General features: G+C 70.0%; 22 protein-coding genes. 15 read left to right on the top strand and 7 right to left on the bottom strand.

Translation table 11 applies throughout. The features are described 5' to 3' along the window. Nucleotides 1–19: 19 nt before the first annotated feature. Nucleotides 20–1,366 (bottom strand): MocR-like pyridoxine biosynthesis transcription factor PdxR, encoded by a 1,347-nt coding sequence (gene pdxR, locus ACFSKW_RS52580; protein WP_379583051.1) that lies wholly within the window; start codon nt 1,364–1,366, stop codon nt 20–22. Nucleotides 1,367–1,433: 67 nt separating this feature from the next. Here pdxR and ACFSKW_RS52575 point away from each other — a divergent pair, with 67 nt between their 5' ends. After that, entirely contained in the window at nt 1,434–2,318 is an 885-nt protein-coding gene (locus ACFSKW_RS52575) for a DMT family transporter (protein WP_379583049.1), read from the top strand. On the opposite strand, the gene ACFSKW_RS52570 is transcribed toward ACFSKW_RS52575, so the two are convergent. Next, on the bottom strand, nt 2,257–2,409 hold the full coding sequence (locus ACFSKW_RS52570; protein ID WP_379583047.1) for a hypothetical protein: 153 nt from the start codon (nt 2,407–2,409) through the stop codon (nt 2,257–2,259). The two genes, ACFSKW_RS52575 and ACFSKW_RS52570, sit on opposite strands and share 62 nt — an antisense overlap. A gap of 150 nt (nt 2,410–2,559) precedes the next feature. Here ACFSKW_RS52570 and ACFSKW_RS52565 point away from each other — a divergent pair, with 150 nt between their 5' ends. Both ACFSKW_RS52565 and ACFSKW_RS52560 read left to right on the top strand, forming a co-directional pair. Next, on the top strand, nt 2,560–4,212 hold the full coding sequence (locus ACFSKW_RS52565) for a fumarate hydratase (RefSeq protein WP_379583045.1): 1,653 nt from the start codon (nt 2,560–2,562) through the stop codon (nt 4,210–4,212). A 30-nt stretch (nt 4,213–4,242) separates the two neighbouring features. After that, nucleotides 4,243–4,635, top strand: a complete 393-nt coding sequence (locus tag ACFSKW_RS52560) for a hypothetical protein (protein WP_379583044.1) — start codon at nt 4,243–4,245, stop codon at nt 4,633–4,635. A gap of 60 nt (nt 4,636–4,695) precedes the next feature. Here ACFSKW_RS52560 and ACFSKW_RS52555 read toward each other — a convergent pair whose 3' ends face one another. Then, the gene (locus ACFSKW_RS52555) at nt 4,696–4,884 is read right to left on the bottom strand and encodes a DUF5999 family protein (RefSeq protein WP_379583042.1); all 189 of its coding nucleotides are present in this window, start codon (nt 4,882–4,884) and stop codon (nt 4,696–4,698) included. Between the two features lie 451 nt (nt 4,885–5,335). On the opposite strand from ACFSKW_RS52555, the gene ACFSKW_RS52550 reads away from it, so the two are divergent. The 9 genes from ACFSKW_RS52550 to ACFSKW_RS52510 all read left to right on the top strand — a co-directional run bounded on the left by ACFSKW_RS52550 (nt 5,336) and on the right by ACFSKW_RS52510 (nt 15,960). Then, on the top strand, nt 5,336–5,944 hold the full coding sequence (locus tag ACFSKW_RS52550; protein ID WP_379583041.1) for a superoxide dismutase: 609 nt from the start codon (nt 5,336–5,338) through the stop codon (nt 5,942–5,944). Between the two features lie 70 nt (nt 5,945–6,014). Beyond that, a complete protein-coding gene (locus ACFSKW_RS52545) occupies nt 6,015–7,109 on the top strand; it encodes a serine/threonine-protein kinase (RefSeq protein ID WP_379583039.1) in 1,095 nt (364 codons plus the stop codon). Nucleotides 7,110–7,144: 35 nt separating this feature from the next. After that, nucleotides 7,145–8,671 carry a protein kinase domain-containing protein gene (locus tag ACFSKW_RS52540; protein ID WP_379583038.1) on the top strand — a complete coding sequence of 509 codons (1,527 nt, stop codon included), beginning with the start codon at nt 7,145–7,147 and terminating at the stop codon, nt 8,669–8,671. A 44-nt stretch (nt 8,672–8,715) separates the two neighbouring features. Beyond that, nucleotides 8,716–10,107: a class II fumarate hydratase gene (locus ACFSKW_RS52535; protein ID WP_379583036.1), complete on the top strand. Its 1,392-nt coding sequence runs from the start codon at nt 8,716–8,718 to the stop codon at nt 10,105–10,107. Between the two features lie 442 nt (nt 10,108–10,549). After that, on the top strand, nt 10,550–10,951 hold the full coding sequence (locus ACFSKW_RS52530) for a hypothetical protein (protein WP_379583034.1): 402 nt from the start codon (nt 10,550–10,552) through the stop codon (nt 10,949–10,951). Between the two features lie 66 nt (nt 10,952–11,017). Next, a complete protein-coding gene (locus tag ACFSKW_RS52525) occupies nt 11,018–11,770 on the top strand; it encodes a 3-hydroxybutyrate dehydrogenase (protein ID WP_379583032.1) in 753 nt (250 codons plus the stop codon). Further along, nucleotides 11,755–13,584: a helix-turn-helix domain-containing protein gene (locus tag ACFSKW_RS52520; RefSeq protein ID WP_379583030.1), complete on the top strand. Its 1,830-nt coding sequence runs from the start codon at nt 11,755–11,757 to the stop codon at nt 13,582–13,584. Before ACFSKW_RS52525 ends, ACFSKW_RS52520 begins: the two co-directional genes overlap by 16 nt. A 106-nt stretch (nt 13,585–13,690) precedes the next feature. Further along, nucleotides 13,691–14,965 (top strand): MFS transporter, encoded by a 1,275-nt coding sequence (locus tag ACFSKW_RS52515; RefSeq protein ID WP_379583028.1) that lies wholly within the window; start codon nt 13,691–13,693, stop codon nt 14,963–14,965. Next, nucleotides 14,962–15,960, top strand: a complete 999-nt coding sequence (locus ACFSKW_RS52510) for an alpha/beta fold hydrolase (protein WP_379583026.1) — start codon at nt 14,962–14,964, stop codon at nt 15,958–15,960. The genes ACFSKW_RS52515 and ACFSKW_RS52510 overlap by 4 nt, the downstream gene beginning before the upstream one ends. Here the strand turns inward: ACFSKW_RS52510 and ACFSKW_RS52505 are convergent. Together ACFSKW_RS52505 and ACFSKW_RS52500 are read right to left on the bottom strand one after the other, a co-directional pair. After that, complete coding sequence (locus ACFSKW_RS52505; protein WP_379583024.1) at nt 15,945–17,915, bottom strand: glycosyltransferase family 2 protein; 1,971 nt, start codon at nt 17,913–17,915, stop codon at nt 15,945–15,947. The two genes, ACFSKW_RS52510 and ACFSKW_RS52505, sit on opposite strands and share 16 nt — an antisense overlap. A 72-nt stretch (nt 17,916–17,987) precedes the next feature. Continuing rightward, nucleotides 17,988–18,689, bottom strand: a complete 702-nt coding sequence (locus ACFSKW_RS52500; RefSeq protein ID WP_379583022.1) for an aggregation-promoting factor C-terminal-like domain-containing protein — start codon at nt 18,687–18,689, stop codon at nt 17,988–17,990. Between the two features lie 274 nt (nt 18,690–18,963). Here ACFSKW_RS52500 and ACFSKW_RS52495 point away from each other — a divergent pair, with 274 nt between their 5' ends. The 3 genes from ACFSKW_RS52495 to ACFSKW_RS52485 are packed head-to-tail and all read left to right on the top strand — an operon-like array spanning nt 18,964 to nt 21,586. Further along, complete coding sequence (locus ACFSKW_RS52495; RefSeq protein ID WP_379583020.1) at nt 18,964–19,638, top strand: response regulator; 675 nt, start codon at nt 18,964–18,966, stop codon at nt 19,636–19,638. After that, nucleotides 19,635–21,056, top strand: coding sequence for an ATP-binding protein (locus tag ACFSKW_RS52490; RefSeq protein ID WP_379583018.1), 1,422 nt, complete (start codon nt 19,635–19,637; stop codon nt 21,054–21,056). Before ACFSKW_RS52495 ends, ACFSKW_RS52490 begins: the two co-directional genes overlap by 4 nt. After that, the gene (locus tag ACFSKW_RS52485) at nt 21,053–21,586 is read left to right on the top strand and encodes a hypothetical protein (protein WP_379583016.1); all 534 of its coding nucleotides are present in this window, start codon (nt 21,053–21,055) and stop codon (nt 21,584–21,586) included. The genes ACFSKW_RS52490 and ACFSKW_RS52485 overlap by 4 nt, the downstream gene beginning before the upstream one ends. Nucleotides 21,587–21,592: 6 nt before the next feature. On the opposite strand, the gene ACFSKW_RS52480 is transcribed toward ACFSKW_RS52485, so the two are convergent. Continuing rightward, nucleotides 21,593–22,861, bottom strand: a complete 1,269-nt coding sequence (locus tag ACFSKW_RS52480) for a PhoH family protein (RefSeq protein ID WP_379583434.1) — start codon at nt 22,859–22,861, stop codon at nt 21,593–21,595. Nucleotides 22,862–23,140: 279 nt separating this feature from the next. After that, nucleotides 23,141–23,908: an isoprenyl transferase gene (locus ACFSKW_RS52475; protein WP_379583014.1), complete on the bottom strand. Its 768-nt coding sequence runs from the start codon at nt 23,906–23,908 to the stop codon at nt 23,141–23,143. Nucleotides 23,909–23,910 lie beyond the last annotated feature (2 nt).

Here is a 23,910-nt window from a genome sequence, read left to right as displayed (position 1 = left end):
GGGATCCCTTTCTAACCTTCTATCCCTTTCTTTGTCCAGACATTCTTACCTTTAGCCGTCTGACCACGTCGGGGGCGTGGTGGGCGGGCAGGCGGGCGAACCCGACGACGATCGCGGGCGGCCCCTCGGCGAAGCGCATCGGCCCGACGGGTTCCGCGGACAGCCCCTCGGCCTCGGCCGCTGCCGCCGCCTCCCGCTCGTCCCACGACTCGGGCAGGTCGATGTAGGCGTGCAGGCCGGCCTCGATGCCGCGGACGCTTACCTCGGGCAGGTGCTCGGCCAGCGCTCTGACCAGGGCGTCGCGGCGCCTCCTGTACTCCCTGCGCATCCTGCGCAGGTTGCGGTCGTAGCCGCCCGAGCGCAGGAAGTGGGCCAGGGCGTACTGCTCGATGACGGGAGAGCCCAGGTCGAACTCGCCCCTGGCCCGCCGTACGGCATCGGCCAGGTCGGGCGGGGCCGCGAGCCAGCCCAGCCTGAGCCCCGGAGCCAGGGACTTGCTGACGCTTCCCGACAGGATCACCCGGTCGGGCGCGAGTCCCTGCAGGCAGCCCACGGGGTCGCGGTCGAACCTGAACTCGGCGTCGTAGTCGTCCTCCAGCACCAGGCCGCCCCACTCCATCAGCGCGGCTCTGCGCGCGGGCGACAGCACGACGCCCGTCGGATACTGGTGCGCGGGCGTGACGAGCACGGTGTCGACCCCGTCCAGGGCGCCGACGTCGAGCCCCTCCTCGTCGACGGGGATCGGCACCAGCTCCGCGCCCGTTCTCCTCAGCAGCGGGACCTGGCGGTGGCTCGTCGGATCCTCGACGCCGAGCCTGGGACTCCGCAGCACGTGCAGGATCAGGCTCAGCCCCTGGGCGACCCCGCCGACGATCACCAGGTTGTCGGGGCTGACGTCGGCGGCGCGGACCCGCTTGAGATAGCTCGCCAGTTCCTCGCGCAGCTCGATGACCCCGCCGGGGTCGCAGTAGTCGAAGGCGTCGCTCGGCACGGTGGTCAGCACGTGCTTGAGCGCCGCCAGCCAGCGTTCGCGGGGGAAGCCGCTCAGGTCGGGCGAGGTGGGCCGGTGCCCGTAGTAGGGCGCGCACTCGCGCGCTGGGACCGGCTCGGGCTCCCTGCGCGCCATCGGCGCGACCACGGTGCCGGCGCCGACCTTGGCCAGCAGGAAGCCCTCGGCGACCAGTTGCTCGTAGGCCTCGACGACCACGCCCCTGGAGACGCTGAGATCGCCCGCCAGGTCCCTGCTGGCTGGCAGCCTGGTGCCCGGCTCGAGCCTGCCCTGCCTGATCGACTCGCGCAGGTGACCCGCGATCTGCCCGGCGATCGCCCCTCGATCACGATTTATCGGGATATGGAGGTCGGCCAATTGGTCCCCTCTTTCGCCACATCATTGGACTGTCTGGGCGAACCATTCGATTCCTAGCATGCCGTACATGAGAAACGGCGTCATCGGGGCGGCCTCCGCCATGTTCCTTGTCGGCACCCTCGCGGGGGTGTCGGGGGTGATCCAGGACTATCCCGTGTACGGCGGGCAGGCCGTCCGGTACCTGGCCGCGGCGGTCATCCTGCTCCTCGTCACGCGCATGGCGGGGCTCCGCTTCGTCCGGCTCACCGCCAGGGAGACGCTGCTGCTCGCCGGGCTCTCGGTGCTCGGCCTGGTCATCTTCAACGTGTGCGTCATCGAGGCCACCAGGCACGCGGGCCCCGCCCTTCCCGGCACGGTGCTGGGCACCGTACCCCTCGTTCTGGCCCTGATGAGCGGGCGGCCCGCCCCGAGACTGCTGGTGGGGGCGGGAGTCGTCGTCGCGGGCGCCATCCTCGCCGCGGGCCTCGGCAGCGGCGACCTGCCGGGGCTGCTGTGGTCCCTGGGCGCGCTCGTGGGGGAGGTCAGCTTCTCCATGCTGGCCATCCCCCTCCTGCCCAAGCTCGGCGCGATGCGCGTCTCCGCCTACTCGACGGCGATGGCGGTGCCCCTGCTGGCCGTGATCGGGCTGTCGGTGGAGGGCTCGGCCATGCTGCGCGTCCCCACCCTGGCCGAGGGGCTCGGCTTCGCCTACCTCGCGGTGGTCGTGACGACGATCGCCTTCTTCCTGTGGTACTCCTCGTTGCCCAAGCTCGGCCCCGGCACGGCGGGCCTGTTCGCGGGGCTGATCCCGGTCGGTGCCATCGTCACGGGGCTCGCGCTCGGCATCGCGGTGCCGAGCGCGGCCGACCTTACGGGGGCGGCGCTGGTCATCGCGGGTATCGTCGTCGGGCTCAGCGGTGCCAGATCCGGCGATGTGGCTGGTGTTCCTGCACCGGCCACTGGCCGCTCTTGATGCCCGTCAGCACGATGGCGACGACCGCGAGGCCGAGCAACCCCACGACGAGGAGCGCGAATCCGAGCACGAAAAAGATGGGCAGTTCCATGACGTCCTCCTCTCTAAGGGTTCGTCCGAACGACCCCACAGGGACACCTCCATAACCCCATGAATCGGAAAAATCGCTCGGTTCGACCTGCGGTTCTGCCTGGCGTTCGTCAAGCCGTACCCTCTAGGAGGACCGAAAGGATCGAGGGACATGCCCGAGTTCGACTACACCGACCTGCTTCCGCTTGGCGACGACGACACCGAGTATCGGCTGATCACCAGCGAGGGGGTGCGGAAGGTCGAGGCTGCGGGACGCAACTTCCTGGAGGTCGACCCGGAGGCGTTGCGGCTGCTCACCGAGACCGCCGTCCACGACATCTCCCACTTCCTGCGCGCGAGCCACCTGGCCCAGCTGCGGAAGATCGTCGACGACCCCGAGTCGAGCGGCAACGACAGGTTCGTCGCGCTCGACCTGCTCAAGAACGCCTCCATCTCCGCCGGCGGCGTGCTGCCCATGTGCCAGGACACCGGCACCGCGATCGTCATGGGCAAGCGCGGCCGTCACGTGCTGACCGACGGCGCCGACGCCGAGGCGATCTCGCGCGGCGTCTACGACGCCTACACCAAGCTCAACCTGCGCTACTCGCAGATGGCTCCGCTCACCATGTGGGAGGAGAAGAACACGGGCAACAACCTGCCCGCCCAGATCGAGCTGTACGCCGAGGACCCCCACGGGCACCCCGACGAGTACAAGCTGCTGTTCATGGCCAAGGGCGGCGGCTCGGCCAACAAGTCGTTCCTCTACCAGGAGACCAAGGCGGTCCTGAACGAGAAGCGCATGCTGGCCTTCCTCGAGGAGAAGATCCGCTCGCTCGGCACCGCAGCGTGCCCGCCGTACCACCTGGCGGTGGTCATCGGCGGCACCAGCGCCGAGTACGCGCTGAAGACCGCCAAGTACGCCAGCGCCCGCTACCTCGACTCCATCCCGACCGAGGGCTCGGCCTCCGGCCACGGATTCCGTGACGTGGAGATGGAGCAGAAGGTGTTCGAGCTGACGCAGAAACTGGGCATCGGCGCCCAGTTCGGCGGCAAGTACTTCTGCCACGACGTCCGCGTGATCCGCCTGCCGAGGCACGGTGCCTCGTGTCCTGTGGCCATCGCCGTCTCGTGCTCGGCCGACAGGCAGGCGCTCGCCAAGATCACGCCCGAGGGCGTCTTCCTGGAGAAGCTGGAGACCGATCCCGCCCGTTTCCTGCCCGAGACGACCGACGAGCACCTGTCCGACGACGTCGTGAAGATCGACCTCAACCGTCCGATGCGCGACATCCTCGCCGAGTTGACCAGGTTCCCGGTCAAGACGCGCCTGTCGCTCACCGGTCCGCTGGTGGTGGCCCGCGACATCGCGCACGCCAAGATCGCCGAGCTGCTCGACGCCGGCGGGGAGATGCCCGCCTACCTGAAGGACCACGCCGTCTACTACGCGGGCCCCGCGAAGACCCCCACAGGCTACGCGTCCGGCTCCTTCGGACCCACGACCGCCGGCCGCATGGACTCCTACGTCGAGCGCTTCCAGGCCGAGGGCGGATCCATGGTCATGCTGGCCAAGGGCAACCGGTCCAAGCAGGTCACCGAGGCCTGCCAGAAGTACGGCGGCTTCTATCTCGGCTCCATCGGCGGACCCGCCGCGCGCCTGGCCCAGGACTGCATCAAGAAGGTCGAGGTCCTGGAGTACCCGGAGCTGGGCATGGAGGCGGTGTGGAAGATCGAGGTGGAGGACTTCCCCGCCTTCATCGTCGTCGACGACAAGGGCGACGACTTCTTCACCGACAGGACGGGGCCTGTGCTGTCCATCGGCCGCCGCTGAATTGTCGGTGCGGCTCCCTAGGGTGTTCGCATGAACGTCCGAGAGGCCGGCGTCCACCTTTTCGACAGGTGGACGGCGATGTGGAACCGGGAGCTGCACCCCAAGGAGATCATGGCGCCGGAGTTCGTGCTGCGCTACGCGCAGGCGGGCACGGACGCCTTCGACGACGTACGGCATGCCGACGACCTGGCCGTGATCGTGGCCGGGTGGCATGAGTCCCATCCGGGTCTGCGCTTCTTCGCCGAAGGTGAAGCGGTCGTGGACCTCAGGATGGTCGAGGGGGCGGCGACCGGGCTGGTCGCCCGTCCCTACAAGGCGACGTTCGGCGAGGCGTCCAAGAGCGGGGTCGACGTCCTGGCCGTGTCGGAGGGACTGATCACCGAGGTGTGGTCGGTCTCCGGGGCGCGCGCCTTCTACGGGTGACGCGCGGCCGGCTCACCGAGGTGTGGTCGGTCTCGGACGACCGCACCCTGGGTCGGTGAGTCAGGCGGCGACCAGGCCGCGGTGGGGGGCGACGACAGAGCCGTCGGGCAGCAGCAGACCGGTGTCCTCGAACAGGACCACCCCGTTGCACAGCAGGCTCCAGCCCTGGTCGGGGTGGGCCGCGATCACGTGCGAGGCCTCACGGTCGGCCGCGTCGGCGGCGGGGCAAGCGGGTCGGTGACTGCACATCATGCACCTCTCAGATGACTCTCCTGGGTTCTTCACTTGGTGGGCATCGTCGCCCTGTCGGGCCCCCTGCGCGCTGGAGATGATCCCTTTCCCATCCCAACGCCGTCGGGTGCCTTCCTGGTTCCGCTGAACCTCTCTACCTTCATGATGACGATCGGCACCGACAGATTCGATGCATTTTGTGGCAGATAGGTTCATGGATTCAGAGTGCGTCGAGCCGCTGACAGCTAGCTTGCAATCCGCTGACGCGATGAAGGGCCGGAAGAGTCAAGCCCGTGTGCGTCGGCGGGCGGGATGCCTCCGCCCGCCGCACACAGGATCAATCTGACACTGCCATCATGAGGTAGTTGCGAGAAATTCGCAACAAGGGGAAGTCCTAAGTCCATGGTCTGATGCAGCTGCGAACTCCTTGCAATAGTGTCGGAGGGCATTGATCACTTGGAGGTGGACCATGGGTGGCTACACCCTGCCCGACATGCCCTATGACTACGCGGCGCTCGAGCCGGCGATCACCGGCGAGATCCTCGAACTGCACCACGCCAAGCACCACGCCGCCTATGTCAAGGGCGCGAACGACACCCTCGAGCAGCTGGCCGAGGCCCGCGACAAGGGCCAGTTCGGCGGCCTCGTCGGCCTGGAGAAGACCTTCGCCTTCCACCTGTCCGGCCACGTGCTCCACTCGATCTTCTGGGAGAACCTGTCCCCGGACGGCGGCGACCGCCCCGACGGCGCGCTCCGCGACGCGATCGACGAGCACTTCGGCACCTTCGAGGCCTTCCAGAAGCAGCTGAGCGCCGCCACCAGCGGCGTGCAGGGCTCAGGGTGGGGCGTGCTGGCCTACGAGCCGCTCGGCGGGCGCCTGGTGGTGGAGCAGGTCTACGACCACCACGGCAACGTCGGCATGAACACCACGCCGCTGCTGGTCTTCGACGCCTGGGAGCACGCCTACTACCTTCAGTACCGCAACGTGCGCCCCGACTACGTGGAGAAGCTCTGGGGCCTGGTGAACTGGGACGACGTCGCGAAGCGCTTCGCTGACGTCACGAGTCAGACGGGTTGACAGAAGTTCGCAACTTTTTATCGGCCCGGCCTCTACTGGTCGGTTTCCGCAAATAGGTAAGCTGCCTGCCATGCGTGCGCCGTCCGGTTACCTCCTTGCCGCGCGCTATCGGCTCATGGAGCCGGTCGGCCGCGGCGGTATGGGCACGGTTTGGCGAGCGCACGATGAGTTGCTCGACCGTTACGTAGCGGTCAAGGAAGTGCGCCTGCCCACGGTTCTCGACGAGGAGCTGAGGGCCGAACTCTGTGCCCGCACCGAGCGTGAGGGCAGGGCCACGGCGATGGTCGCGCACCCCTCGGTGATCACCGTCTTCGACGTCGTCACCGAGGACGAACGTCCATGGATCGTGATGGAGCTGCTCCAGGCCCGGTCTCTGGAGCAGCTCATCATGGAGGAGGGCCCGCTGCCGCCGCGCAGGGCCGCGGAGATCGGCAGGCAGGTGCTCGGCGCGCTGCGGGCCGTCCACGCCAAGGGCATCCTCCACCGCGACGTCAAGCCCAGCAACGTGCTGGTCACCGACGACAGGGCGGTGCTCACCGACTTCGGCCTGGCCGCCATGGAGGGCGACGCCTCGATCACGCAGGCGGGCATCGTGCTCGGCTCGGCCGGCTACATCGCGCCCGAGCGGGTGCTCGGCGCGAAGGCCAGTCCCGCGGCCGACCTGTGGTCGCTCGGCGCGACCCTCTACACGGCCGTCGAGGGCAGGGGCCTGCACGGCAGGCGTACGGCCGCCGCCGCGCTGGCCGCGCTCACCAGCGGCGAGCCCATCCCCATGGTCAAGGCGGGGCCGCTGGCCCCCGTGCTCGACGCCCTGCTCAGGATCGACCCGGCCACCAGGCTCGACTCGGTGCGCGCCTCGCTCATGCTGGCCCGCGTCGCGGCCGGAGGGGCGGCGGAGGACCCGCTGGCCACCAGGACCAGCAGGATCCCGCGTCCAGGCCCGGCGCGCAGACCCACCCATCGCGGCCTGCACAGGGCGGAGACGACCGCGCCGACTCCCGTCGTCCCGCTTCCGAGGGCGCACCGCAGGCCGGGCGAGGGCGTGCACAGGAAGGTCGTCGAGCAGCGGCCCAATCCATCGGCCTACGCCCGATTTATGGCCACGGTGATAAAGTTGTTCCTTCCACGACGCTTCTGGCCGCGTGAACTTCGCAAGCGTGGGTAAAGCGTTCTCCAAGCGAGAATAGATATCTTCTTCTCATGCCGGAACAGCAGAAGCGCCTGCTCGCGGAACGCTATGAGCTGATCACTCCGATCGGCAGAGGGACGATGGGAACCGTGTGGCGGGCCCACGACCGTGCCCTCGGCCGCGAGGTGGCGATCAAGGAGATCCGCCAGGATCCAGGGCTCACCGAGGAGCAGCGCGTCGAACTGCGCGAGCGCATGGTCCGCGAGGGCCGTACCGCCGCGCGGATCAGCCACCCTTCCGTGGCCTCGATCCACGACGTCCTCATCCAGGACGACAGTCCGTGGATCATCATGGAGCTCGTCGAGGCCCGCTCCATGGAGCAGGTCATCGAGGAGGAGGGTCCGCTGCCGCCGCGGCTGGTGGCCGAGATCGGCGTCGACCTGCTGGGCGCGTTGCGCGCCGCCCACGCCCAGGGCGTCACGCATCGCGACGTCAAGCCGGGCAACGTGCTCATCACCGAGAACGGCAGGATCGTCCTCACCGACTTCGGCATCGCCAAGGCCGAGGGCGACACCCGCCTGACCAAGACCGGCATGGTGATCGGCTCCCCCGGCTACACGGCGCCCGAGCGGGCGCGCGGCGAGTACACGGGCGCGGAGTCCGACATCTGGTCGCTCGGCGCGACCCTGTACTTCGCCGTGGAGGGCAGGCCCGCCTACGAGCGCGCGACGGTGGCCGAGACGCTGGCCGCGCTGATGACGGAGAGCGCGGATCCGCCCACGCAGGCGGGGGCGCTGCGCCCCGTGCTCGAAGGGATGCTCCACAAGGACCACCGCCTGCGGCTGACCGCGGCCAAGGCCGAGACCCTGCTGCGGATGGTGGCCGACACGCCGACCAGCGACATCCCGAAGGTGATGGAGGCGTTCGACCCCGACAGGACGATGGCGGTGCAGCGACCCAAGCCGGCGCGGCCCACGCCGGTCGAACCGGTCGACGAGGGCGCCATCGTGACCTCGCGGCTGACCCTCCCCAACACGCGTGCCGACAAGCCGGTCTTCCCGCCGCCCGGCGCCGGGGCCCCCCAGGGCCCGCGCCCGCACGGCGAGCCGGGCGGCCCTGGAGCGTTCTCAGGGCCCGCCGGGCAGCAGGGGCCCGGCGCGTTCTCGGGACCCATGGGCCAGGACGGCAGAGGCGCCTTCGGGGGCCCGGCGGGGCCCGCTACCGGCGCGCCCGCGGGTCCCGCGCAGCAGCAGGGGCCCGGTCCCCGGCAGGGTCCAGGTGCTCAGCAGGGGCCTGGTGCCCAGCAGGGGCACGCCGGCGGGCCGGGGTTCCCCGGATACGCGGGTCCGCCGCCCGCCGCCCCCTACAACGGCATGCCCCCCGGACAGGGCGGCGGCCCGGCCGTACCGGCTCAGCCCGGCGGCTACGGGACCGACCACCCCGACCGGCAGCCGGGCCTGGGCACCGACCTGTTCGCCATCGCGGGAGCGAAGACTCCGGAGAAGGAGGGCAACAGGGCGGGCGTCCTCATCCTCATCGGCGTCGCCATCGTGGCCCTCGCCGTGATCGCGATTCTCGTCATCGCCGCCATCTCCTGACCCCGGCACGCCGCGCTCGATCCGGATCGCACAGACTTGGACACATGAGTGAATTCCGGATCGAGCACGACTCCATGGGTGAGGTCCGCGTCCCCGCCGACGCCCGGTGGCGCGCACAGACGCAGCGAGCCGTGGAGAACTTCCCCGTCTCGGGACGCCGCCTGGAGCCCTCTCACATCGCCGCGCTCGGCCTGATCAAGGCGGTGGCCGCCGAGGTCAACGCCGAACTCGGAGTCCTCGACAAGGACGTGGCGGAGGCCGTCGCGCAGGCCGCCGCCGACGTGGCGGAGAACGAGTACGACGCGCACTTCCCCATCGACGTGTTCCAGACCGGCTCGGGCACCTCCTCGAACATGAACGCCAACGAGGTCATCGCCACGCTGGCGCAGGAGCGGCTCGGCCGGCCTGTGCACCCGAACGACCACGTCAACGCCTCGCAGTCGTCCAACGACGTGTTCCCCACCTCGATCCGCGTCGCCGCCGCCACCGAGGTCGTCTTCCATCTGATCCCCTCGCTACAGCACCTGGCGGTCGCGCTGCGGGCGAAGGCGGCGGAGTTCGACCGGACCGTGAAGTCCGGCAGGACCCATCTCATGGACGCCACCCCGGTCACGCTGGGCCAGGAGTTCGGCGGCTACGCCTCCCAGATCGAGCACGGCGTCAACCGCGTCAGGTCGGCCCTCGCCCACGTGGTCGAGCTCCCGCTCGGCGGCACCGCCGTCGGCACCGGCATCAACACCCCGCCGGGCTTCGCGGCGAAGGCGATCGAGAAGCTCAGCGAGGCGACCGGCATCCGGTTCGTCGAGGCCGAGGACCACTTCGAGGCCCAGAGCAGCCAGGACGCGATCGTCGAGCTGTCCGGCCAGATGAAGGTCGTCGCCGTCTCCCTGAGCAAGATCGCCAACGACCTGCGGTGGATGGGCTCGGGGCCCCGCGCGGGCCTCGGCGAGATCAACCTGCCCGACCTCCAGCCCGGCTCCTCGATCATGCCGGGGAAGGTCAACCCGGTCATCCCCGAGGCCACGGCCATGGTCGCCGCCCAGGTCATCGGCAACGACGCCGCCATCACCTTCGCGGGCGCCTCCGGCAACTTCGAGCTGAACGTCATGCTGCCCGTCATCGCCAGGAACGTCCTGGAGTCGATCGGCCTGCTCGCCAACGTCTCCCGCCTGCTGGCCGACCGCTGCGTCGCCGGCATCACCGCCAACACCGAGCGGCTGCGCGAGTACGCCGAGTCCTCGCCCTCGATCGTCACGCCGCTCAACCGGCACGTCGGCTACGAGGAGGCCGCGAAGATCGCCAAGCAGGCCCTGGCCGAGCGCAAGACCATCCGCGAGGTGGTCATCGAGCGCGGGCACGTCGCCAACGGCACCATCTCGGAGGAGGAGCTCGACGCGATCCTGGACGTGCTGTCCATGACGAAGCCCTCCCCCTGAGGCGCTCCACGCGCGGAGCCGGGGCCTTCGGGGTGATCGGCCGCCCGAGGGTGCTGCCTTGGCCGGGGCCGGCAAAGGTATTCCCGGCATATGCCAACGTTCTGCCCGGCCTGCGATAACGATTCGCCAACGCCGCCATCCGAACGACCCATCACGTCGTCAGAGGAAGTCGTCAACCCTCTGGCGAAAGGCAGGACGGCCCCGTGCAACAACCGGATTGCGTTTCGCGCTCGGTGGTCAACGGCGCCGGCGACCGGGGTATCGATGCCGGTGTGGCCGTCCCGCGCCCGCGGGGAGCCGAGGGAGGCGATGTGAGCGTCCCAGGACAGCACAGGTCGGCGCAGCGCGGTCCGCCGTCGCTCCATGAGGTTGCCAGCTCTACGACAACGTCCCCCGAAGGAGCGAGAGGAGGCGTGGCGCCGACGCCGGCGTCACCGACCAGATGAAGATCCTGTTTCTCCGCCTCATGCAGGCCATGCGCGACGCCAGGACCAAGGACCTGACCAGGCACCTGTCCGCCACACCACTGGAGCACATCTACGCCCGTTTCGGACGCGACATCCTCGCTCAGGCCGCCCAGGACCGCACGCTGTCCGACGCCATCGCCAGGGAGGTCGCCGAGATCGACAGGTCACTGGAGGAGGAGGGCGTCGACCCCACCCCCGTCGAGCTGCGCTCCTTCCTCATGGGCTACGGCCAGGGCGTCATCGACTCCGCGGTGATCAGACCCGACCTGGTCGCCAAGGACACCAGTTGCGGCAGCGTCTACCCGAGTTCGGTGGTGAAGCTGGGCGCGCTGAGCCAGAAGGCGTTCGCGGGCGGGCTCATCAAGATGTCCACATAGTGATCCATAGAGGTATGTGGCCGGGCTCCATGTGCCTCGGAAGGGGAAGGGTCTAGGGTCCGAGGCATGACCGACGAGCTGACCGGGCGAACGGCCCTGGTGACGGGGGCGGGTAGCGGGATCGGCAGGGCCTGCGCCGTCAGGCTGGCCGCCGCCGGCGCCAGGGTGCTGGCCGTGGACATGTCGGCCGAGTCCGCGGAGCGGGTGGCGAAGGAGACGGGCGGCGTCGCGGTCGTCGCCGACCTGTCCGACCCCCGCTTCCTGGACGAGCTGCCCGACCAGCCTGTCGACATCCTGGTCAACAACGCGGGCTTCCAGCACGTCGCGCCGATCGAGGAGTTCCCTCCCGAGACGTTCGCCAAGATCGTCAAGGTCATGCTGGAAGCGCCGTTCCTGCTGACCAGGCGGGTACTGCCGGGCATGTACGCCGCGGGCTGGGGCAGGATCGTCAACATCTCCTCCGTCCACGGCCTCAGGGCCTCGCCGTACAAGGCGGCCTACGTGGCCGCCAAGCACGGGCTCGAGGGGCTGTCGAAGGTGATCGCGCTCGAAGGGGCGGGCAAGGGCGTGACGTCGACGTGCGTCAACCCCGGCTACGTGCGCACCGAGCTGGTCGAGCGGCAGATCGCCGCGCAGGCCGCGTCCCACGGCATCCCCGAGTCCGAGGTCGTGGAGCAGATCATGCTCGCCCCCGCCGCGATCAAGCGCCTGATCGAGCCCGAGGAGGTCGCCGAGCTGGTCGCCTACCTGTGCGGGCCGGCGGGCTCGTTCATCACGGGCGTCTCCCTCCCCGTGGACGGCGGATGGACGGCTCGCTAGCGTTCCTCGACCTGCTGGCGCGCGAGGCGTCGGCGGTCGAGTTCGAGGGACCGACGCTCAAGGCCAGGGCCGAGGGCGCGAGCGCGCGGACGATCGAGGAGCTCGAAGAGGCCAAGCTGGCCGCGCTCAAGGTCCGGGCGCTGCTCAGGCGGAGGGCGCGCCGCGAGGCCGAGCTGAGCGCGCTCTACGACACCGCAGGCGACCTGGCGGGGCTGCGCGACCTCGACGCCGTGCTCGAGGCGATCGTGCACAGGGCCAGGCAGCTGCTCGGCACCGACACCGCGTACATGACGCTGCACGACCCCGAGCGCGGCGACACCTACATGCGGGTCACCGACGGCTCGATCTCCGCCGCCTTCCGGGCGCTCAGGCTGGCGATGGGCGCCGGGCTCGGCGGCCTGGTGGCGCAGACCGCGACGCCGTACTCCACCGCCGACTACTTCGCCGACGCTCGTTTCCGCCACACCACCGTCATCGACGAGGCGGTCAAGGAGGAGGGCCTGGTGGCCATCCTCGGCGTGCCGCTGCGCCTGGGCCAGCGCGTGATCGGCGTGCTGATGGCCGCCAACCGCAGCGCGCGGCCGTTCGCTCAGGAGGAGGTGGCGCTGCTGGCCAGCCTGGCGGCGCACGCGGCGGTCGCGATCGACAACGCCAGGCTGCTGCAGGAGACGCGCAACGCCCTGGAGGAGCTCTCGCACGCGCACAGGATCGCGAGGGAGCACAGCGACGCGGTGGAGCGCGCGGCGCTCGCCCACGACAGGATGACCTCGCTGGTGCTGCGCGGAGGCGGCATCGAGGACGTGGCCGCCGTGGTGACCGAGGTGCTCGGCGGCACGCTGGCCGTGCTCGACGAGACGGGAAGGCCACTGGTCGGCGAGGTGGAGCCGGGCGTCCTCGACGCGGCCGTGCCGGGCAGGACCGTCCGCAGGGGCGATCTCATGATCACGGCGAGCGCCCCGCTGTGCACGCTGGTGCTGAGGAGCGACCCGCACAGAAGGGACGCCGCGGACGAGCGGATCCTGGAGCGGGCGGCGCTGGTCTGCGCGCTGCTGCTGCTGTTCCGCAGGAGCGTGGCCGAGGCCGAGGGCAGGGTGCGCGGCGAACTGCTCGACGACCTCATCTCCCGCGCGGCCGATGACCCGCAGGGCCTCACCGACCGCGCCCGCAGGCTCGGGGTCGACCTGACCGCCCCGCACGTGGTCGTGGTGGCCAGGCACGAGGGCCAGCGAGAGCGGGCCGCCTTCTGGGCCTCCTCGCAGGCCACGCTCTCCGGCGGCCTGGCCGCCGCCCGCGGACAGGAGGCGGTGCTGCTGCTGCCCGGCGCCGACCCCGGCGCGGCGGCCCAGCGTGTGGCCGCCGAGCTGACCATCTCGCTCGGCTCCCCCGCCACGGCGGGCGCGACGGGCCCGATCACCGACCCCACGCACGTCCCGCGGGCGCACAAGGAGGCGCTGCGCTGCGCCGAGTCGCTCCTGGCGCTCGGCCGGGCGGGTGAGGGCGCGAGCGCGACCGAGCTCGGTTTCGTCGGGCTGCTGATCGGCGAGGGCCGCGACGTGAGCGCCTTCGTCACCGGCACGCTGGGCCCCGTGATCGGCTACGACGAGCGCAGGGGCACCGCGCTTCTCAAGACGCTGGCCGCCTACTTCGGCTCCGGCTCCTCGCCCTCACGCACCGCCGAGGTCATGCACATCCACGTCAACACCGTCACCCAGCGGCTCGACCGCGTCGCCCAGTTGCTCGGCGACGGCTGGCAGGAGCCCGAACGCGCCCTGGAGATCCAGCTGGCGCTCCGCCTGCACCGGCTCAGCGGCTGACCCACATATCACCGCCCCCGAGTGTGGGGTGTGCGCCCATATGAGTGACACCGGTCACTCTTTACCGTGGGCGCAACCCCCCACTCCATCAGACAGGCGAAAGCGCATGAGCATCAAAAAGATCGTGGCCGCGAGCCTGATCGGCACGACCATCGAGTGGTACGACTTCTTCCTGTACGGCTCGGCGGCCGCACTCGTGTTCAACAAGCTGTTCTTCCCCGACTCCGACCCGCTGACCGGCACGCTGCTGGCCTTCCTCACCTACGCCGTCGGCTTCGTCGCCCGCCCCCTCGGCGGCCTCGTCTTCGGCCACTTCGGCGACCGGCTCGGCCGCAAGACGCTGCTCGTCATCAGCCTGCTCATGATGGGTGTCGCGACCTTCCTCATCGGCTGCCTGCCCACCCACGCCGCTATCGGCGCGGGCGCGCCGCTGCTGCTGACCGCGCTGCGGCTGGTGCAGGGCTTCGCGCTCGGCGGGGAGTGGGGCGGCGCGGTCCTCATCGTCTCCGAGCACGGCGATGCCGGCAGGCGCGGCTTCTGGGCCTCGTGGCCGCAGGCGGGCGCTCCTGGCGGCAACCTGCTCGCCACGGGCGTGCTCGCCCTGCTGGCCGCCTTCCAGTCCGACGAGACGTTCCTGTCGTGGGGATGGCGGGTGCCGTTCCTGCTGTCGGGCGTGCTGGTGCTGATCGGGCTGTGGATCCGCCTGTCCATCACCGAGTCGCCGGTCTTCCAGCAGGCCCCTCCCCTCGAGGACAAGACGCCGATCGCGGGCGTCCTCCGGCACCACTGGCGCGACGTGCTGATCGCCATCGGCGCTCGCATGGCCGAGAACATCTCCTTCTACCTGATCACCGTGTTCGTCATCACCTACGGCACGACCGTCGTGAAGCTGGACAAGCCGACCGTCCTGAACGCGGTGCTCATCGCCTCGGCGATCCACTTCATCACGATCCCGCTGTGGGGCGCGCTGTCCGACCGCGTCGGCCGCCGGCCGATCTACCTGGCGGGCGCGGCGGGAATCGGCGTGTGGATCTTCGCTTTCTTCCCGCTCATCAACACCGGCGGCTTCCTGGCCATCACGCTGGCCGTGACGGTGGGCCTGCTCTTCCACGGCATGATGTACGGCCCGCAGGCCGCCTTCTTCTCCGAGCTGTTCGGCACCCGGATGCGCTACACGGGCGTGTCGATCGGCGCCCAGCTGTCGGCCATCGTGGCGGGCGCGCTGGCTCCGATCATCGCGGTCAAGCTCCTGCAGGACTTCGGCACCTGGGTGCCGATCTCCGTCTACCTGGCGGTGGCGGCGGCGCTCACGCTCATCGCGGTCTACGCTGCCCGCGAGACGCAGGGCAGCGACCTCGCGGAAGGGAAGGTCAGCGCATGAAGGTCACCACCACCAGGCTCACCCACAACGTCCTGAGCGGGCCACGCGACGAGGGCGAGCCCGTGCTGTTCGTCCACGGCAACGTGTCGTCGGCCGCGTTCTGGCGCGACACCCTGGCCGCGCTGCCCGAGCCGTACCGGGCGCTCGCGGTGGACCTGCGCGGCTTCGGCGACAGCGACCCCGCCCCCGTGGACGCCACGCGCGGCCTGCGCGACTTCTCCGACGACCTGATCGCCCTGGTCGAGGCCATGGAGCTGGGCCCTGTCCACCTGGTGGGCTGGAGCATGGGCGGCGGCGTCATCACCCAGCTCCTGCGTGACAGGCCCGGCCTGGTCCGCTCGCTCACTCTCGTCAACCCCGTCTCCCCGTACGGCTACGGCGGCACGGAGGGCGCCGACGGCGTCCTCACCCACGCCGACGGCACCGGGTCGGGCGCGGGCGCCGTGAACCCCGACTTCCTCGACAGGCTCGCCAAGGGCGACCTGTCTGAGGAGGCGCCCACGTCCCCCCGCAGCGTCTTCCGCTCCTCCTACGTCGCCAAGCCCGTCGCCGACGAGGACTTCTACGTGGCCGCGATGCTGACCACGAAGGTCGGCGAGGACCACTACCCCGGCGACGCCGCCACGTCCGAGGCCTGGCCCGGCGTGCGTCCCGGCACCCGCGGCGTCCTGAACGCCATGGCGCCGAACCACTTCCGCGTCGACGACCTCCACACGATCGACCCCAGGCCGCCGATCCTGTGGATCAGGGGCGCCGACGACGTCATCGTCTCCGACACCTCGCTGTTCGACCTCGCCCACCTGGGCGTTCTCGGCGTCGTGCCCGGCTCGCCCGGCACCCAGGCGCAGCCCATGGTCACCCAGACCAGGGCGGCGCTGGAGCGCTACGGCCACTACCGCGAGGCCGTGCTGGCCGAGTGCGGACACAGCCCGCACCTCGAACACCCCGAGGAGTTCCGCAGGCTGCTCGTGGAGCACCTTCAGTCGCGCAGGTAGCGATGCCTGCCCGCGCGTGCCAGCCGCAGGACGAACCGTGCGCCTGGCACGCGACGGGCCAGCCTGCGCAGCGGGGTGTCGCGGCCCATCGGGTCGTGCTCGGGGTCGACCGCCGTGATCGGCACGATCTCGATCCTGCCGCCGCGCATCTCCAGCGCGAATCGCAGCCCCGTCTCCGACTCGTCGGTGCGCAGCGACGACGCCCACGAGCCAGGACCGAGCTGGTCCTTGCCCGGCAGCAGCCGGGCGACGGGCACCTTGGCGACCAGCTGCCCCGCGGTCCTGCCGGGCAGCCCCGGCTCGACCAGCGCGGGAGCGCTGATCTCCCGGTGCCGGGTGGTGTGGCGCAGCACCAGCTCGATGGCGGGACCGCCGCTCGGCGGCACGTACGGCACCGGCACCACCACGTAGATGTGGCGCTTCTGCCTGGTGACGGTCGTTCCGCGGGAGACGAGCGCGATCGAGTGGGAGAACGACCTGGGCTCGATGCACAGGCTGAGCTCCCCGTCGTCGCTCCAGCACGGCACGACCAGGCGCCGCCTCGGCCGTTCGGCCAGCACGCCCAGGCAGGTGAACGGCCCTTCGGAGTGCCTGACCGTGGTGGCGGCGCGGTGCGCTCCGCCGTACATCCTGACGTGGACCGCCCAGAGGCCCGACGGCAGCGCCTCGCCGAGCGCGGCGGTGGTGACGTCGATCCGCGCCTGCCCGTGCACCTGGACCCTGACCCTGCCGCCTTCCCTGATGCGCACGATGTCGCAGACCACGGGGACGAAGTAGACGTCGCCTGTCTCCTCCTGCCTGACGTAGACCTCGATGCGGGCCTTGGCGACGGCGTCGGTGACGTCCGTGACCGCGTCGGGCAGCAGCGTCTGGTCGACCGACCCCGGCGGACGCCAGTACAGCCTGTCCTCCTCCTCGCGGAACCTGGCCGGCTCGCCCGCGGAGGTGTGGATCTCCACCGCGAGGCCCAGCTCCAGCACCTCCCCCGACCAGCGCACATCGCTCAGCTCGGCCCTCAGCTCGCCGCGCCGGGACTCGTTGGCGAAGCTGACGAGCTGGTCCAGGCGGCCCGCGCGCATCATGGACGCGACGGCGCGCAGGTGGACGGGCAGGTAGCGGTCCAGGCGCTCGGGGAAGCGCTCGAGCACCAGCTCCCTGAAGATGGTGAAGGTGAGGCCCCTGTCGACCGACGACCCCGCGAACCTGGGGGTCAGGAACGGGCGCAGCACCATCGAGCGGTACCAGAACGCGTAGATCCGGTCGCGCTGGCGCCCCTCCTCCGTGCCGCCGTCGACGACGTCGAGCAGCGCGCGCAGTTCGGTGACCACGACCGCGGGCTCGTCGACCCGTTCCTCCTGCTCGCCCAGGTGGCAGCACACCTCGTCGGCGAGTACGGCGATGATCTTCGCCCTCAGGTAGGCGCAGAGCGAGAACGCCTGCTCCGCCACCTTCCCCCCAGACACGGCGAAGCCGAGCCGCTCCTGCTCGAGGAAGGCCCGCCGGTAGAGCTTGTGCGGCGTGAGCAGCGTGAGCAGCCGGTCGCGCAGGATGTCGGCGCGCTCGCTGTTGGCCTCGAAGGCGACCATCGGCGGCCCCGCGTCGCGTACGAGCCTGCCGACGAGCACGTCGGCCTCCGTCTCCACGGCCCGCCCGTGCATCAGGGCGAGCGCCCCCCGCTCCAGCCTGTCGCCCTGGTCGAGCAGGTAGACGTAGTCGCCCCTGGCGCTGGCGATGCCCACGTTGCGACCGCGCAGGGGCGTGCCGGTGTACGGCAGGTGCAGCACCCGCACGTTGCGCCTGACGGACGCGACGGTGTCGAGCCGCTCGGCGATCCCGTCCGTGGAACCGTCGTCCACGAAGATCACTTCGTACTCGTCCGGCGGCAGCGTCTGCTCCAGCACGGAGCGGATGCACTCGTCGGCGGTGTCGCCGGGATTGTGAACATTCACGATCACGCTGACCTTCACATGGCCAGCGTGAGCCGTCCCGTCACCGTCGGCGAGTGGACTTGCCCATCACTGGGGGTGTCAGTACCAGCCCGTTGCCGTGGAATGGCCCCACGCGCCACAAGGCGTACCGTAACGACCCTTGATATAACCCAGGCCCCACTTGATCTGGGTGGTCGCATTGGTCTGCCAGTCGCCGCCCGCGCTGGCCATCTTGCTGCCCGGCAGCGACTGCGGGATGCCGTAGGCGCCGGAGTAGCGGTTCATGGCCCGCTCGTTCCAGCCGGACTCCTTCTGCCAGAGCTTCTCCAGGCAGCCCCACTGGTCGTCGCCGAAGCCGAAGCTCGACAGCATGCCCTTGGCCACGGCCTTGTTGCTGCCGGGCGAGGGGTTGCTGCCGGGAGGGAAGTTGGCGGCGGGGATGCCGTCGCCGCCCGGTCCCTGGTCGACGACCTCGATCGGGTTCAGCTTGGGCTTGCCCTTGCGGCTGGCGGCGAGCTGGTCCTTGCGCATCGCGTCGACCGCGGCGGACTTGAGCACGTCGGCGCTGGGGTCGGTGGCGAAGGGGTCGCCGCCGAGCAGGCCGTTCATCTCCGCGAGGCTGAGCTGCTGCGGGGGCGGGGACGAGGCGTTCTGGTAGGCGGTGTAGGCGACGAAGCCGCCGCCGCCGAAGACGACCACGAGGGTCAGGCCGATGATCAGAACCCGCTTGGCTGACAGCCTGGAGGAACGGGCCGGGCGCCGCCGGCCGCGGGGCACCTCGGGTGCGGAGCGCTCACTCAACTGCGGACCTGGGTTCACGACCTATGAGCTTGCCCTGACTTGGGGGGTGGTTCGCAACCCAAACATGGCATTCGGTTGGACTTCCCTTGACCAACCAGGGCTTTTCAGATCATGTGATTTTCGTCACAGCGGAGAAGCGGTCCGCCCCTCGAACCCCCGCACCGAGGGGAGGACTCCCCTCAGGCTGCCCGGTGTTCTTTGTGGTCTTGTGCCTGACATGTCACAGTTTCATGACACGGAACGTATGTGCCCAGGTTGGAAGAATAATGTGCGGGTGGCAGGAATCCTCCTCGTCGAAGACGACCCGTCCGTCCGGACCGCGCTCGAGCTGGCCCTGACCCGTCAAGGTCACTCCGTCACCTCCTACGCGACCGGCGAGGAGGCCCTCGACCACGTCAGATCGCGCAGGCCCGAGATCGCCATCCTGGACGTCATGCTGCCCGGCATCGACGGCGTCGAGGTCTGCAGGCGCATCCGCAGGCTCGACCAGTTGCCCGTCATCCTCCTCACCGCCAGGGGCGACGACCTCGACGTGGTCGTCGGCCTGGAGGCGGGCGCCGACGACTACGTGGTCAAGCCGGTCGAGCCCCGCGTGCTCGACGCGCGCATCAGGGCGATCCTGCGCAGGGCCGAGTCGAGCACCTCCGACCGCATCACCTTCGGCGACCTGGTCATCGACAGGGGCGCGTTGAAGGTCAGCCTGGCGGGTAAGGAGATCCACCTCACCCCCACCGAGCTACGCCTGCTGCTGGAACTGGTCCGCCATCCCGGCCAGGTGCTCAACCGGCGCTACCTGCTGCGCGTGGTCTGGGACCACACCCACGTGGCCGACTCCCGCCTGGTCGACGCCTGCGTCCAGCGGGTGCGCGCGAAGATCGAGCCCAGGCCGGCCGAGCCGACGTTCATCCACACGGTGCGCGGCTTCGGCTACCGGTTCAGCCCCCCGTGATCGCGTTCCTCACCGGCCTGCGCGGCCGACTCGTCATCACCTTCACCGTGGTCGCCGTGGCGGCCTCCGCCCTGGTCGCCGGCATCGGCTTCGAACTGGCCAAGGGCGCGCTGATCGACAGGACCACCAGGGACGCGGTCGACAACCTCACCAAGGACCTGCGTCGCATCGACTTCGCCGTCGGGGCGCTGCGCCCCGGCGAGGTGCCGCCGAGCGGCGAGGAGCTGAACAACCTCGCCAACTCGTTGTCCGGGCCCGACAGGCACGCGCTCCTGGAGTACCGGGGTCTCTACTACCGCGACGAGGCGGGCGCGTTCGGCCCCGACGACGTCACGGGAGAGCTGCGCGGCCAGGCGCTCCGCAAGCTCGTCAGCCAGCGCAGGATCATCGACGGCGAGCTGTGGCTCGTGCTGGGCACGCAGGTCTACCGCTCCGGCATCGACGACGTCCCCAGGCCCACGGGGCTGCTGGTGTTCGAGTACGTGTCGTTGAGCGAGGAGCAGCGGACGCTGTCCAACCTCAGGGAGGCCTTCGCGCAGGCGGGCGCCATCACCCTGCTCATCGCGCTGACGGTGGCGCTGGTGTCGGCCAGGCACGTGCTCCTTCCCGTCGGCAGGCTCAGCGCCGCCGCCCAGGCGCTCGGCCGCGGCAGGCTGGACACGCGGCTGCCCGTCCACGGCAAGGACGAGCTGTCCGAGCTCACCGCGCATTTCAACGACGCCGCCGCCGCGCTCGAACTGAGCGTCTCCGAACTGCGCGCGCTGGAGGCCATGTCGCGCAGGTTCGTCGCCGACGTCTCCCACGAGCTGCGCACCCCGCTCACCGCGATGACCGCGGTGGCCGACATGCTGTCCGAGGAGGCCGACCGGCTGCCCGAGCAGCCCGCCCAGGCGGTCAGGCTGGTGCTGTCGGAGGTGGAGCGGCTGAGAGAGCTGGTGGAGCACCTCATCGAGGTCAGCAGGTTCGACGCGGGCACGGCCACGCTGGCGCTGGAATCCGTCGACGTCGCCGACGCCATCAGCGACAGCCTGGAGGTGCGCGGCTGGGGCGAGGACGTCAGGGTGCAGGCGCCCACGGGTGTCGTCGTCAACGTCGACCCCCGCAGGTTCGACGTCATCGTGGCCAACCTGGTCGGCAACGCGCTCAAGCACGGCGGCCCGCCCGTCCTGGTCACCGCCCGCAGCACGCCCAACGGACTGGAGGTGAAGGTGCGCGACCACGGCGACGGCATCCCCGCGGACGCGCTGCCGCACGTCTTCGACCGGTTCTTCAAGGCGGGCACCGGCCGCGTCCGCAGCCAGGGCAGCGGCCTCGGCCTGTCCATCGCGCGGGCCAACGCCCACCTGCACGGCGGCACGATCTCGGTGCGGTCGCAGAAGCCCGGCACCCTCTTCACGGTCTGGCTGCCCCACCCATGAGACGCCTGCCGTTCCTTCTGGCCGCCCTGCTGCTGCTCCCCGGGTGCGGCATCACGCCCAGCCCGGTCGCCACCCTCACGTCGGCGCCCGTGATCAGCACCGAGCCGATCTGGGCCAAGATCTACCTGATCAAGAAGGGCCGCCTGGCGCTGCAGGAGGTCAGGGTGGCGAGCAAGACCACCGAGGACCTCATGCGCACGCTGATGGACCTCGCCAACCACCCTGTGGAGTCCGGCCAGGACACCGACCTGTACGGCATGCGCTACCAGGACGTCGACTCCGAGCCCATGGGCCAGCGGACGCAGCGCATGGACCCGGAGAACAAGAGCCTCGTCCTCTACGTCACCCTGCAGGGCGAGAGGGAGCTGAGCCGCGTGGCGCTCGCCCAGATCGTGTGCACGGCGCGGATGCGCCCCGAGGTCGCCAAGGTGCAGGTGAACATCACCAGGAGCGTCTCACCGTCGTCGACGACGGGAAGGCGCACCTGCGGGGAGTTCCACGACCTGGTCCCCGCGGGCGCGCCCTCCTGAGCCCGTCTACAGGGTGATGTCCTCCAGCATCTCCGTCACCAGCGCGGCGATCGGCGAGCGCTCGGACCTGGTCAGCGTCACATGCGCGAACAGCGGGTGGCCCTTGAGCTTCTCCACCACCGCCACCACGCCGTCGTGCCTGCCGACCCTGAGGTTGTCGCGCTGGGCGATGTCATGGGTGAGCACGACCCGGGAGTTGGCCCCGATCCGGCTCAGCACCGTCAGCAGCACCCCGCGTTCCAGCGACTGCGCCTCGTCCACGATCACGAAGGCGTCGTGGAGCGAGCGTCCGCGGATGTGGGTGAGCGGCAGGACCTCCAGCATGCCTCTGTCGAGGACCTCCTCGATCACCTCGGGCGTGGTCACCGCGCCCAGCGTGTCGTAGACGGCCTGCGCCCACGGGCCCATCTTCTCGCCCTCGGTGCCTGGCAGGTAGCCGAGCTCCTGGCCGCCGACCGCGTAGAGCGGGCGGAACACCACGACCTTGCGGTGCTGGCGGCGCTCCAGAACGGCCTCGAGGCCCGCGCAGAGCGCCAGAGCCGACTTGCCGGTGCCCGCCCTTCCGCCGAGGGACACGATGCCCACCTCGGGGTCCATGAGGAGGTCCAGGGCGATGCGCTGCTCGGCCGAGCGACCGTGCAGGCCGAACGCCTCCCTGTCGCCGCGGACCAGCCGTACGGACTTGTCGGGCAGCACCCTGCCGAGCGCCGAGCCCCTGCTGGACAGCAGCCTCAGGCCGGTGTGCGTGGGCAGCTCCCGCGCCTCCTCCAGGTCGGCCGTGCCGTGCTCGAAGAGCGCCCCGACGTCATCGGCGGTGACCTGGATCTCGGCCATGCCGGTCCAGCCCGACTCGGCGACCAGTTCGGCGCGGTACTCCTCCGCCGACAGGCCGACCGAGGCGGCCTTGATCCGCAGCGGCAGGTCCTTGGACACCAGCACGACGTCCTTGCCCTCGGCCGCGAGCGTGCGCGCCACGGTGAGGATGCGGGTGTCGTTGTCGCCGAGCCTGAACCCGACCGGCAGGATCGACGGGTCGCTGTGGTTCAGCTCGACCCTGATCGTGCCCTCGCCCGCCGGCATCGGCTCGTCGAGCCTGCCGTGCTTCACCCGCAGGTCATCGAGGTAGCGCAGTGCCTTGCGTGCGAAGTAGCCGAGCTCGGGATGGTGCCGCTTGGCCTCCAGCTCCGTGATCACGACGATCGGAAGGACGATCTCATGCTCGGCGAAGCGGGTCATCGCCGCCGGGTCGGCGAGCAGGACCGACGTGTCCAGCACGTAGGTGCGCTTGGTGGTGGGGTAGTTGCTCGAGGACACTGCCACACGTTCTCCCCCGGGCGCCCCATGGAATGGGCGCCCTGCAGACGAGGCGGGAATTCGGACCGGACCCGCACCCGCGAGAGGCGCCGGGTACCGGCCCCCCTCGGCAGGTCTATGCGCAAAGGCGGGCCCTCTCCGGAGTGACCGGCCTGTGGTCGGCCACTTGCAACGTTAGGTCCTGAATACCCGCCACCGAAGCGGCCAAGCGTCTGTTCACGAGCTGTTCGTGAACTTGTCTCAGGACCCGTAACGTCGGTGTCTCGCGGCGTAGTCGCGCAGCGCCCGCAGGAAATCGACCCTGCGGAAGTCAGGCCAGTAGGCCTCGCAGAAGTAGAACTCGGAGTGGGCGCTCTGCCAGAGCATGAAGCCTGACAGTCGCTGCTCGCCCGACGTCCTGATGAGGAGGTCGGGATCGGGCTGGCCGCGAGTGTAGAGATGCTCCGCGATGTGCTCCACATCGAGAACCTCGACCAGGTCCTCGATGCTCGCCCCCTTGCTGGCGTGCTCCTGAAGGAGTGAGCGCACCGCATCGGCAATCTCACGTCTTCCTCCATACCCAACCGCAACGTTCACAATCAGCCCTGGACGGTGTGATGTGACTTCTTTTGCGTTTTTCAGGACATTCGCCGTCCTGGCTGGGAGGAGATCCAGCGCGCCGACGGGGCTGATGCGCCAGCCCTCGTCCACGAGCTCCTGCGTGACGTCCTCGATGATCTTCAGGAGCTGTTCGAGCTCCTCCTTGGGCCTGTTGAGGTTGTCGCTGGACAGCATCCAGACGGTGACGACCTCCACGCCCGCCTCACGACACCACGTGAGCAGCTCGGAGATCTTGTCGGCGCCCTTCCTGTGCCCCTTGCTGACGTCGCGCATGCCCATCGCGCGCGCCCAACGGCGGTTGCCGTCGATGATGACCCCGACATGGCGGGGGAAGTTGTCGCTGTCAGCTGACAGCTTGGCCTCCAACCGGCGCTCGTACAGCCGGTAGACCAGATCGCGCAGGCCCACGG

This window comes from Nonomuraea mangrovi, from assembly GCF_042681425.1.
GTDB lineage: Bacteria > Actinomycetota > Actinomycetes > Streptosporangiales > Streptosporangiaceae > Nonomuraea > Nonomuraea mangrovi.
This window is presented reverse-complemented; position numbering and strand designations above follow the sequence as displayed.

Coding starts and splice junctions, on each gene's coding strand:
- ACFSKW_RS52575 (WP_379583049.1), top strand. CDS start 1,434: ATGAGAAACGGCGTCATCGGGGCGGCCTCCGCCATGTTCCTTGTCGGC.
- ACFSKW_RS52570 (WP_379583047.1), bottom strand. CDS start 2,409: ATGGAACTGCCCATCTTTTTCGTGCTCGGATTCGCGCTCCTCGTCGTG.
- ACFSKW_RS52565 (WP_379583045.1), top strand. CDS start 2,560: ATGCCCGAGTTCGACTACACCGACCTGCTTCCGCTTGGCGACGACGAC.
- ACFSKW_RS52560 (WP_379583044.1), top strand. CDS start 4,243: ATGAACGTCCGAGAGGCCGGCGTCCACCTTTTCGACAGGTGGACGGCG.
- ACFSKW_RS52555 (WP_379583042.1), bottom strand. CDS start 4,884: ATGTGCAGTCACCGACCCGCTTGCCCCGCCGCCGACGCGGCCGACCGT.
- ACFSKW_RS52550 (WP_379583041.1), top strand. CDS start 5,336: ATGGGTGGCTACACCCTGCCCGACATGCCCTATGACTACGCGGCGCTC.
- ACFSKW_RS52545 (WP_379583039.1), top strand. CDS start 6,015: ATGCGTGCGCCGTCCGGTTACCTCCTTGCCGCGCGCTATCGGCTCATG.
- ACFSKW_RS52540 (WP_379583038.1), top strand. CDS start 7,145: ATGCCGGAACAGCAGAAGCGCCTGCTCGCGGAACGCTATGAGCTGATC.
- ACFSKW_RS52535 (WP_379583036.1), top strand. CDS start 8,716: ATGAGTGAATTCCGGATCGAGCACGACTCCATGGGTGAGGTCCGCGTC.
- ACFSKW_RS52530 (WP_379583034.1), top strand. CDS start 10,550: ATGAAGATCCTGTTTCTCCGCCTCATGCAGGCCATGCGCGACGCCAGG.
- ACFSKW_RS52525 (WP_379583032.1), top strand. CDS start 11,018: ATGACCGACGAGCTGACCGGGCGAACGGCCCTGGTGACGGGGGCGGGT.
- ACFSKW_RS52520 (WP_379583030.1), top strand. CDS start 11,755: ATGGACGGCTCGCTAGCGTTCCTCGACCTGCTGGCGCGCGAGGCGTCG.
- ACFSKW_RS52515 (WP_379583028.1), top strand. CDS start 13,691: ATGAGCATCAAAAAGATCGTGGCCGCGAGCCTGATCGGCACGACCATC.
- ACFSKW_RS52510 (WP_379583026.1), top strand. CDS start 14,962: ATGAAGGTCACCACCACCAGGCTCACCCACAACGTCCTGAGCGGGCCA.
- ACFSKW_RS52485 (WP_379583016.1), top strand. CDS start 21,053: ATGAGACGCCTGCCGTTCCTTCTGGCCGCCCTGCTGCTGCTCCCCGGG.